The sequence below is a fragment of the Flavobacterium zhairuonense genome (genome assembly GCF_004352915.1).
Taxonomy (GTDB): domain Bacteria; phylum Bacteroidota; class Bacteroidia; order Flavobacteriales; family Flavobacteriaceae; genus Flavobacterium; species Flavobacterium zhairuonense.
Genome location: NZ_SJSY01000067.1, coordinates 202,322 through 212,708, shown reverse-complemented (window position 1 = coordinate 212,708; position 10,387 = coordinate 202,322). Strand labels below are relative to the sequence as shown.

The 10,387-nt window shown below is 34.6% G+C and carries 10 protein-coding genes; 9 read left to right on the top strand and 1 reads right to left on the bottom strand.

All coding sequences use genetic code 11. The features are described from left to right. The 7 genes from EYY60_RS05875 to EYY60_RS05850 all read left to right on the top strand — a co-directional run. Positions 1–2,698 (top strand): T9SS type A sorting domain-containing protein (locus EYY60_RS05875; protein ID WP_132988455.1); only part of this gene is annotated, 2,698 nt, incomplete at its 5' end. Between the two features lie 52 nt (positions 2,699–2,750). Further along, entirely contained in the window at positions 2,751–3,590 is an 840-nt protein-coding gene (locus tag EYY60_RS05870) for an outer membrane beta-barrel protein (protein ID WP_132988454.1), read from the top strand. A gap of 312 nt (positions 3,591–3,902) precedes the next feature. Beyond that, positions 3,903–4,670, top strand: coding sequence for a DUF6438 domain-containing protein (locus tag EYY60_RS22570; protein WP_394346639.1), 768 nt, complete (start codon positions 3,903–3,905; stop codon positions 4,668–4,670). Positions 4,671–4,745: 75 nt separating this feature from the next. After that, the gene (locus EYY60_RS05865; RefSeq protein WP_132988453.1) at positions 4,746–5,024 is read left to right on the top strand and encodes a hypothetical protein; all 279 of its coding nucleotides are present in this window, start codon (positions 4,746–4,748) and stop codon (positions 5,022–5,024) included. Between the two features lie 242 nt (positions 5,025–5,266). After that, the gene (locus EYY60_RS05860) at positions 5,267–6,325 is read left to right on the top strand and encodes a sensor histidine kinase (protein ID WP_132988452.1); all 1,059 of its coding nucleotides are present in this window, start codon (positions 5,267–5,269) and stop codon (positions 6,323–6,325) included. Then, a complete protein-coding gene (locus EYY60_RS05855) occupies positions 6,322–7,035 on the top strand; it encodes a LytR/AlgR family response regulator transcription factor (RefSeq protein ID WP_132988451.1) in 714 nt (237 codons plus the stop codon). The genes EYY60_RS05860 and EYY60_RS05855 overlap by 4 nt, the downstream gene beginning before the upstream one ends. A 23-nt stretch (positions 7,036–7,058) precedes the next feature. After that, entirely contained in the window at positions 7,059–8,801 is a 1,743-nt protein-coding gene (locus EYY60_RS05850; protein WP_132988450.1) for a CocE/NonD family hydrolase, read from the top strand. Between the two features lie 48 nt (positions 8,802–8,849). Here EYY60_RS05850 and EYY60_RS05845 read toward each other — a convergent pair whose 3' ends face one another. After that, on the bottom strand, positions 8,850–9,335 hold the full coding sequence (locus EYY60_RS05845; RefSeq protein ID WP_132988449.1) for a nuclear transport factor 2 family protein: 486 nt from the start codon (positions 9,333–9,335) through the stop codon (positions 8,850–8,852). 251 nt (positions 9,336–9,586) lie between these two features. Here EYY60_RS05845 and EYY60_RS05840 point away from each other — a divergent pair, with 251 nt between their 5' ends. Together EYY60_RS05840 and EYY60_RS05835 are read left to right on the top strand one after the other, a co-directional pair. Then, the gene (locus EYY60_RS05840) at positions 9,587–9,910 is read left to right on the top strand and encodes an ArsR/SmtB family transcription factor (protein ID WP_132988448.1); all 324 of its coding nucleotides are present in this window, start codon (positions 9,587–9,589) and stop codon (positions 9,908–9,910) included. A 5-nt stretch (positions 9,911–9,915) separates the two neighbouring features. Then, complete coding sequence (locus EYY60_RS05835) at positions 9,916–10,383, top strand: SRPBCC domain-containing protein (RefSeq protein WP_132988447.1); 468 nt, start codon at positions 9,916–9,918, stop codon at positions 10,381–10,383. The last annotated feature ends 4 nt before the right edge of the window (positions 10,384–10,387 follow it).

Genomic DNA, 10,387 nt, shown 5'->3' with positions numbered 1-10,387 from the left:
GGTAACCGTAACTGATGCCAACTTATGTACAAAAACGCAAAGTTTTACAATCACAGAACCTGCTGCCCTTGCTGCAACAGCAACTCAGACCAATGTTTCTTGCAATGGAGGCACAAACGGATCTGCGACTGTAAATGTTACCGGCGGAACTGGAGCTTACACCTATTCTTGGGCTCCTACTGGAGGAACATCATCTACAGCTTCAGGTCTTGCTCCGGGAACTTATACCGTAACAGTTAAAGATGCAAACTTATGTCAAACCACTGCTACCGTTACGATAACAGAGCCTGCCGCTCTTGTTGCAACAGCATCCAAAACAGATGTTTCTTGTAATGGTGATAATAACGGAACTGCTACTGTAAATGCAACTGGCGGAACTGGCGTTTATTCTTATGCTTGGTCTCCTTCTGGCGGAACTGCCGCTACAGCTACAGGTCTTGCTCCGGGAACCTATACCGTAACCGTTAAAGATGCCAATTTATGTCAAACTACTGCTAATATTACTATTACAGAGCCTGCTTTGCTTGCATCAACAGCTGCAGCTACAAATGTCACTTGCTATGGCGCCAATAACGGAACGGCAACCGTAAATACAACTGGCGGTACTGGCGCTTATGCTTACTTATGGTCTCCATCAGGAGGAACTGCCGCTACTGCAACGGGCCTTGCTCCGGGAACTTATAGCATTACAGTTACTGATGCAAATGGATGCCAGACACTAAACAATATAACAATAGCCGAACCTGCCGTTCTTGCTGCGACAACAACCAAAACTGATGTTTCTTGCAATGGCGGCTCAAACGGATCTGCGACAGTTAATGCAACTGGCGGAACCGGAGCTTATTCTTATGCTTGGTCTCCTTCTGGCGGAACTGCCGCAACTGCAACAGGATTGTCAGCAGGAACATACACTGTTACGGTTACTGATGCAAATTCTTGTCAGACAACTGTAACTGTTGTGATAACTCAGCCTACATTACTTACTGCAACAACTTCTAAAACCGATGTTACTTGCAATGGGGCTAATGACGGAACTGCAAGTGTAAATGCAACTGGCGGAACTGGCGTTTACACGTATTCATGGTCTCCTTCTGGCGGAACTGCCGCAACTGCAACAGGATTAAGTCCAAATACTTACACTGTAACTATTACAGATGCTAATGGATGTTTCATCACTAAAACAGTAAATGTAATTACTACTCCAGATGTAACTGCTCCAGTACCAACTGTAGCCACACTTCCTGTAATTTCAAACTATTGTTCAGTTTTAACTGCAGAAATTGCTATTCCAACTGCAACTGATAATTGTTCAGGAGTTCTAAACGGAACTACAACTGACCCTTTAACTTATACAGCGACGGGAACTTATACTATTACTTGGAAATATACTGATGCAAGCGGAAATATTACTACGCAAACACAAACTGTAAAAGTATTAGCTTCTCCAATTAGTGCAACCACGTTAAGCACTGCTGAATTTATATATGACGGAAATCCGCATTCTCTTCAGGTTGCGAATTTACCAACTGGAGCTACTGTAGCATATTCTGCAAACAGCATTTCGACAAATGCCGGAACTTATGCTGTTACAGCTACAATTACACCATCAGCTAGCACACCAAATTGCTCACCAATAGTGTTAACAGCTAATCTTGTAATTAAGAAAGCACCACAACAAATTACTTTCAGTCCAATTGCGGTTAAGATACTTGGGGCAAACAATACTTTTAATCTTACTGCCACTTCAAGTGCAAGTTTACCAATAACTTACACATCTTCATTCAGTTCACCACTTCCTCCTGCAACAGTTTCAGCAACTGGTACAGTTACTATGTTAAGATCTGGTCAGATATTAATTACGGCTCAACAAGCTGGAGATAACAACTATCTTCCTGCTACAAATGTTTCGCAGTTGTTAATAATCTTAAACAATAATATTGATGTTAAGAGAATTACTGTAGGATCTAAAGTTTTTGAAACACCAGGAAAAACAATCAACTATCTGTTGCCTTGCGGAGAAAATAATCCAACGGTTACGATTGTAAACGAATCAAATGCGGCTATCACGCCATCTGCTAGTTTTACAATACAGACTCCTAAACCTGGAATTTACACGCAAAATGCAACAATTACATCTGAAGATGGAAGTGTATCAGCTACTTACTCTATTACAGTTGAAAAACCATTTGGTTTCTACGATATCGTACACCAAAAATTCAATAACGTATTGCTTGTAAACAACAATCCACAAACAAACGGAGGATATGAATTTGTTGCTTACCAATGGTTTAAAAACGGACAATTAGTTGGAACTGGCCAATACTACTCTGCCAGTGATGATATAAGCGCTACATTAGATGCTACTGCAGATTATAGCGTAAAAATGACCACTAAAGATGGTAAAGTTTTACAAACATGTTCAACAAAAATCAAACTTACAAATTCGCTTCAGGCAAAGCTTTATCCTAACCCAGCCGAAACAGGAAAAGCAATCACCGTAGAGGCTGATTTCCCTAAAGAAGAATTAGAGAAAATGCAAATTAGTCTTTATTCTGTATCAGGCAAGTTGATCAAAACTGTATCATCATCTACAGTCATTACTGAAATACAATTACCTGACACAACAGATAGCGGTATGTACCTTGTAGTTTTGGAAACTCCAAATACCAAAAAATCTTTCAAAGTAATTGTGAAATAAATAAACCCTGCCAACGTCATCTCAAAATGGCGTTGGCATAAATTAGTTAAAGATGAAAAAACATATAAAATCACTTGCTGTAATTACGACATTTTTGATGGCGTGTTTTAACAGTTACAGTCAGGATAAAAAGCACGAATTTTCAATTTCGATAGGAGGACCATTTTCATTTGTAAAAGCTCAATCAGTAGGACAAACTGTAGAAGGAAATGGCATTAGCGCTGGCCTTCGTTATTCATATTATCTAAATGAAGGGCTTAGCGTGGGCATTGGTGTAGAATACCAAACGTATAGCTCTGATTTTAAATTTGGCCAGCTTTCAGGTCAATATAACGCGGTCGATGCAGAAAATGAAGCTTTCCAATTTCGATATAGAGCAACAAATTATAGAGAAGAACAAAAATTAGGCTATATCAATGTTCCTATTGGCATTCAGTTTGAAACCCCAGGAACATCAAAATTGTATGTTGCTGCAGGCGCAAAAATTGGTTTTGCATCAAGCGGAAATTATCAGTCAACGATTTCAAATCTTACTACTAGTGGATATTATCCTCAATACAATGTAGAGTTATTTGCTCCAGCATTTGCAGGATTTGCCAGCACCAATAATGTCGAAACACCAGAGCAGGATCTTAACAACAAAATTTCCTACTCAGCAACTTTTGAAACAGGTTGGAAACAAATCATAAGCACTCGAAACTCAATCTATATCGGAGCTTATTTAGATTACGGATTAAACGATATTTACGACAAAAACAATGCTAATAATCTTGTTCAGTACAACCCAGAATTACCTGTTGTCTTAAAATACAATAGTGTTTCAAGTTCAGGTTTTGTTACAAATGGAAGACTAGTGTCCTACGGTCTTAAACTAAGAGTAGCATTAAGATAATTTAGAAAATCTCCAAAAACAAAAAAGAGAGCTATTTAGAAATAGCTCTCTTTTTTAATATCAGACATTGATATGCAAACAAAAACTGAAGAAAAAGTCAAATTACATTTTTATAAATAATTGGTTTATTAAATTCTTCAATGGTTTTATAATTCAAATCTTAATTTCTTCTATTTTTTATTTTTTCTTAAAACTTCACCTAAATAGTTCATCAAAAATATTATCTCAAAACATTTATATTTGCATTAAACTAAATAATAAACATAACCAATTCCGTAAATACATGAAGCCAAATAGTGTGATTTTTAAGCAATACTTTTCATTATCTCTTCTTGTGAAAAAAACAACGACTTAAAATTAACCAAAGATCTCTTAGGCGAATGGATTTACATCAAAACTCAAGATCAAAGAAAATCTAAAAAAAATAACGATAGCAAAATTCCAACTCCTCCTCCTTCTCCATTTGGCAATCATGTACCAGGGTATATTTTTTCAGAAAACAATTTATGCGAAAACAAATCAGGTTATTTTAAAACAAATGATGCACGAGAAAGAGAAGACAGAAAAATCTATTTTTTAGGAACAAAAACTAAATATAAAATCGAAAGCGATAGTTTAAAAATTTTTGACTTAGTAACGAAAACTTGGGAGAATCAAAAAATACATTCGATTATTGGAGACACTTTAACAATAGAAGAAAGTGACAGTATTTTTTCAAAATATGCCAGAACAACCTACAAAATAAACCCAAATGAAAATTATGATAGAATCATAGTTTCGTCTTCTGGCTGTTACGGTTCTTGCCCTATTGCAAACATAAGTATCGACCACAATGGTAATATCATTTTCCATGGCCAACACTACAATACTCAAAATGGCCTTTTCAAATCTAAGATTTCAAAAAATGAATTTCAAAAAATTCAAAACAGTTTTAAAAAAGCCAACATAATGAATCTTAAAGATAATTATGCCGGAAGATGGACAGATGACGAGGAAGTGACAATAACTTTTATAAAAAACAATAAAATAGTAAAATCTATCAGTGATTATGGAAGAGTATCACCAACCGAATTAATATAGGCTTACACGCCCGTTAGATATCTATATCAACAAATAAAACTCACACCATTAAAGGCCGAAAAATCATTACTGCCGATGTGGGGATTTAGATTCGAAAAAGGAAATCAAATTTGCGAACTCACAAAAGCAGATAGCTTTTATCTTTTAACAGAAATATTTAAAGGCAAAGAAACAGCATACCACTTTGACAATAAATACAAAATTGAATTCTGGAACAATCAAGATAAAAAAGAAATAATCTATACCGATGGAAGATATTTTAAATGCAAGGACAAAACCATTGATATTGGTTATAATTTTTTGACTGAAAATAATTTGAATGATAAATTTAGCCTAAAGAATCAGTACGATTAATACAAACTACAAACAAATAGCAGTGAAATCTTTTCTAATCAATTTCAACATATTCAGACTCCCCCTTTTCATTTCCATCCATCAGCCATTCCCAATTTAAGCTCAATTTTATTTTTCCATTATCCAATAATGTAAAATTCTACACTCATCACTTATTATTTTCCGTTCCTCTACTTTTATTTGTTCAATCTGTAATAGAGAAATATCTTTACTAAAGCATTAAAATAATCATTGCTTTTAAAATGAATATATCTGTATCAAATTACTGGAAAATACAACTTATCGGATGGACTTCGGCCGCTTTGTACTGGGGATTTTCGGGCTTTTTTTTAAGTGAATATTTCATTTGGGAAATGGGTTTGCTAGATTTCATTTTCGATATCGCGATTGGTATTACATTGACGCATCTTTACCGAAATTTTGCAATCAGAAAAGGATGGCACAAACTCAATCTAAAAAAATTGATTCCAAGAATTATACTAAGTGTTTTAGTTCTTTCTGTGTTATACACGATCGCAATTGTCCTCAAACTTTATTTGATTCGCCTTCTCGTCTTAAAAAGCATGACGCTTTCTTTTTCTGCTTTTTTCAAATTGACACAACTGCAGGTTTTCATTACCGGAACCCGACTGATGTCTGTATGGCTTTTAGCCTATCATCTTTACCATTATTCAAGACTCGAACTAGAAACGGTAAAAGAAAATGCGCGCTTGTCGCTTATTATAAAAGAAGCTCAATTACAAAACCTCAGCACACAACTTAATCCGCACTTTTTCTTTAATTCTTTGAATAACATAAAATACCTCATTATAGAAAATCCAGATCTAGCGAGAAGAGCAATTGACCTTTTATCTGAGCTATTACGAAATTCGTTAAACAATAATTTTGTGCGATTCATTTCTGTTAATCATGAAATCAGCCTTGTCAAAGATTATCTCGAATTAGAAAAGATGCGATTTGAAGAACGGCTAAAAATAAATATAGAAATTAATCCAGATGTATCAGAACATTTGATTTTGCCTTTGAGCATTCAGTCGCTCGTTGAAAATGCAATAAAACACGGAATTGAAAAAAGAAAATTTGGCGGATTTATAAATCTAAAAGTCGAAATAGAAAACAATTTCATAAAAATCAGTGTTCAGAATTCGGGAAGACTAAATATCGATAGTGAAAATTCAGGCATCGGATTGAATAATTTAAGAGAAAGACTTCAACTTCAATACAGCGGAAATGCTTCTTTTGAAATTAAAGAGACCGAAAACGAAACTGTTTTGGCAACCATTTTAATTCCATCAAAATGAAAAAGATAAAAGTTATAATAGTAGATGATGAGCGATTATCGCGAGAGGAATTAAAAAGAGCCTTAAAACCTTACGATGACTTTGTTCTTATCGCCGAAGCTGAAAATGCTGATGACGCAAAACGTTTGATCGAATCTGAACAACCTGATTTAGTTTTCCTAGATATTCAGATGCCAGAAAAATCCGGTTTTGATTTATTAGAATCTTTAGACATTGTACCACAGATATTGTTTACCACAGCTTATGATCAATACGCCGTACAAGCATTTGAGGTCAATGCTTTAGACTACTTAATGAAACCCATAAGAGAAGAACGTTTTGCAAAAGCAATTGAAAAAATAAGAAATACGATTAAATCAGAATCTGAAACAATTGCATCAGAAGATCGACAGATTTTTATTAAAGATGGTGAAAAAAGATTCTTCATCCGCACAGACGAAATTTATTTAATCGAATCACTAGAAAATTACACCCGACTATTTTTTCGGGACAAAAAAGCTTTACAAAGACGCTCGCTCAAACAATGGGAAGAACTGCTTGATAAAAACACTTTTTTCAGAATAAATAGAACCGAAATCATTAATGTAAAATACATCCAAGAGGTACACAGAATAGATGGTGGAAGATTACAAATTAAGCTTAAGACAGGAGAATTACTAGAAGCTTCCAATCGCCAATCGGTTAAATTCAAAAACAGCAACGGGCTTTAAACTTTCAAAACAAAAATGAATCCATGAAATTTATTTACAGCATATTTTTTTTAATTCTTGTATTTGCAAAAGCATTTTCGCAACAAACGCAAGCTACAAAATCAGAAGATTTTAAAAGCGCTTATGATATTCAGGATAGCGTGATGATCAAAACCCGAGATGGTGCGCTTATATCTGCAATGGTTGTTCAAAAGAAAGGCAATCACACCCCAAAACCTGTTATTCTGCAATTTACTATTTACGTCAGAGACAAAGGTCGAGATCTAAGATCTTTAAAAGAAGCCGCGGACAAAGATTATATTGGCGTTATGGCCTACAGCAGAGGCAAAAGATTTAGTCCTGAAGAAATCATTCCTTACGAACACGAGGCCAATGACACCTATGATGTTATTGACTGGGTCAGCAAACAAAAATGGTGCAACGGAAGTGTCGGAATGTACGGCGGAAGCTACAATGGTTTCACGCAATGGGCAGCTTGCAAAAAAATGCATCCCGCACTCAAAACTATAGTTCCAGCTGTTGCTAATAGACCAGGAATGGGACTTCCTATGGAAAATAATGTTTTTATAAATCCCAATTACGAATGGTCTTTTTATGTAGGCAACAATAAATCTTTGGACACTATTGCTGGAAATGACCGACAACGTTTCAGAAAAATGATGTTCAAATGGTGGGAAACAGGTGTTGCCTATAAAAAACTGGACAGCATAGACGATCATCCTAACAAGTTATTCCATCGCTGGATTACGCATCCTTCATTTGATGAATATTGGCAAAAAATGGCTCCTTTTGAAAAAGATTTTGCTCAAATAAACATTCCGGTATTAGCTTTTGACGGATATTATAACGACTCTCAAAATTCTAGTTTATATTATTTAAGAGAACTTCAAAAGTATAATCCAAAAGCGCCTATTTATTTGGTTATTGGTCCGTACGGGCATTTCGGGACTCAAATGGGCGGTGAAAAAAATCTATATGGTTATACTGTTGATCCAACTGCATTATTTAATATTAAAAAAACAACCTACGAATGGTTCGATTATATTTTAAAAAATGGTACTAAACCGGAAATACTGAAAGATAAAATCAACTATCAAGTCATGGGAACAAACGAATGGCGAAGTACGTCCTCGCTTGATAAAATGCACAACAGTTTTCTTAAACTGTATTTAACCGATAAAAAGTCAGGCCAGTTTTATGCTTTGGAAAACAAAAAACCAAGTCAAAAAAAATGGCTTTACCAAGAAGTAGATTTTGCCGACAGACAAACATTCAACAATGAATATTATCCCGATCCTATAATTAGAAAAGAAATCGACACGACAAGTGGTTGCGCTTTTATAAGTGAACCTTTAAAAAATCCAATCTTGATAAACGGTTCTTTTTTAGGAGAAATAAAAGCCCGCATCAACAAAAAAGATATGGATTTAGGAGTTACGCTTTATGAAGTAATGCCTAATGGAGAGTATTTTCATTTATCTTATTTTATTGGCCGTGCCAGTTATGCGAAAGATAGTACCAAAAGAACTTTATTAAAAACAAACGAAATAGAAACGATTTCTTTCTCAAATACACATTTGATCAGCAAGCAAGTAAACAAAGGAAGCCGTTTGCTTGTAGTCATCAATGTCAATAAAAATGCGTTTGCACAATTAAATTATGGAACAGGAAAAGAGGTCAGCGACGAAACGATCAAAGACGCTAAAGAACCTTTAAAAATAAAATGGTATAATGACAGTTTCATAAAAATCCCGGTTTGGAAATAAATAATATCTCCACAATATCTTCTATAACGGCAATTGCAAATATCTCTCTTATTTACTCTTGTGATCAAAACTCAAAACCTCTTTCAAAACCCATTGGTTATTGATCAAAAGATAAACATGAGTAAACTTGGCTTCACTGGTAAAAACATCCGGTTTATTTGCTTCTCTCAAATAAAAATCATGTATTCCCGTCTGGACAACTCCATAAAGTTTTCCTTCGCTATAAAGCGGATAAACTTCCAAACTTTCTGGTTTTACTTTCCTGATTGGCTTTTGAGGACCCTTCCCGCAGATATTCTTTTTGACATTTTCTAAAAAAATCTTTTTATTCTGAATGCCACCCTGATCGTGATAAAAAACCAAATCAGGATGAATCGCTTTTTCCAGAAAAGCAATATCGCATTGATTAAAACTCTTTTCAAAGAAAATGCTGTCGTGTTTCTTTAGTGCCAAAAACAATTCAGAATCTTTTGCCGCTTGTGCGAAAACTCCAATCGAAACATTCAATAAAAACAATACTAGAATTTTTTTCATATCTAAACTTATTAATCGGCACTTTTTTCAAAGTAGCATTTGACTTTCTAATTTTCTTTAAAATTAAAACAAACACAACAGAAATAATTTTTCAAAAGCAATTATTTCTCTTTTATTAATTTTTCTGAAAAGCAAAAATCTTCCACCCCCTTGAAAACACTCAGACAATCAAATAATTACAAAAAAAGTTGTTAAAAAATTTGCGTAGCCAAATGACTTCATATAAATTTGTAGCCAAATAACTTCATATTATGAATTTAAGAAGAGATGTATTTCAGGCAATAGCCGATCCTACACGAAGAGCTATATTACTTTTGGTGACTTCACATTCTATGACTGCTGGTGCAATAGCCTCCAACTTTGACACTGCGCGCCCAACAGTTTCAAAACATTTAAAAATTCTGACGGAATGCGAATTATTGCAGCAAACACAAAACGGACGCGAAGTTCATTATACAATTAATGCAAAAAAAATGAGAGAAATAGCCGATTTTATAGAACCGTTTCGCCAAATGTGGGACGAAAGATTCAACAAACTTGAAGATATAATGAAAAACTACAAACCTGAAAATTAACCGTTATGGAATTAAAAACGAAAATAAATGCTCAAGATGATAAACAAGAACTCGTAATTACGCGTGATTTTGATTTGCCAGTCGAATTGCTTTTCAAGGCTTATATAGAACCTGAAATTGTAGCGCAATGGATGGGAACCAAAGTGCTAAAACTTGAAAGCAAAAAACATGGCAGTTATCAATTTGAAACCAGCGATGCAAAAGGAAATGTTGTTGTTCAAATGAATGGCGTTATTCATGAATTTGTTCCAAATGAAAAAATCACGAGAACATTTGAAATGGAAAACTCACCTTTTGCCGTTCAGCTGGAATTTTTAGAATTTGAAAAAGTAACCGATTCCAAAAGCAAACTCACTATGCAGATTGTTTACAAATCAACAGATTTGAGGGATCAAATGCTACAATTACCATTTAAGCAAGGCCTAAATATGGCTCACAATCGATTAGAAGAAATTTGTAACAAACTAAAATAAATGT

What these genes read in the sequence shown, in the direction of transcription:
- EYY60_RS05870 (WP_132988454.1), top strand. Translation starts at nt 2,751, where the DNA reads ATGAAAAAACATATAAAATCACTTGCTGTAATTACGACATTTTTGATG.
- EYY60_RS05865 (WP_132988453.1), top strand. Translation starts at nt 4,746, where the DNA reads ATGTGGGGATTTAGATTCGAAAAAGGAAATCAAATTTGCGAACTCACA.
- EYY60_RS05860 (WP_132988452.1), top strand. Translation starts at nt 5,267, where the DNA reads ATGAATATATCTGTATCAAATTACTGGAAAATACAACTTATCGGATGG.
- EYY60_RS05855 (WP_132988451.1), top strand. Translation starts at nt 6,322, where the DNA reads ATGAAAAAGATAAAAGTTATAATAGTAGATGATGAGCGATTATCGCGA.
- EYY60_RS05850 (WP_132988450.1), top strand. Translation starts at nt 7,059, where the DNA reads ATGAAATTTATTTACAGCATATTTTTTTTAATTCTTGTATTTGCAAAA.
- EYY60_RS05845 (WP_132988449.1), bottom strand. Translation starts at nt 9,335, where the DNA reads ATGAAAAAAATTCTAGTATTGTTTTTATTGAATGTTTCGATTGGAGTT.
- EYY60_RS05840 (WP_132988448.1), top strand. Translation starts at nt 9,587, where the DNA reads ATGAATTTAAGAAGAGATGTATTTCAGGCAATAGCCGATCCTACACGA.
- EYY60_RS05835 (WP_132988447.1), top strand. Translation starts at nt 9,916, where the DNA reads ATGGAATTAAAAACGAAAATAAATGCTCAAGATGATAAACAAGAACTC.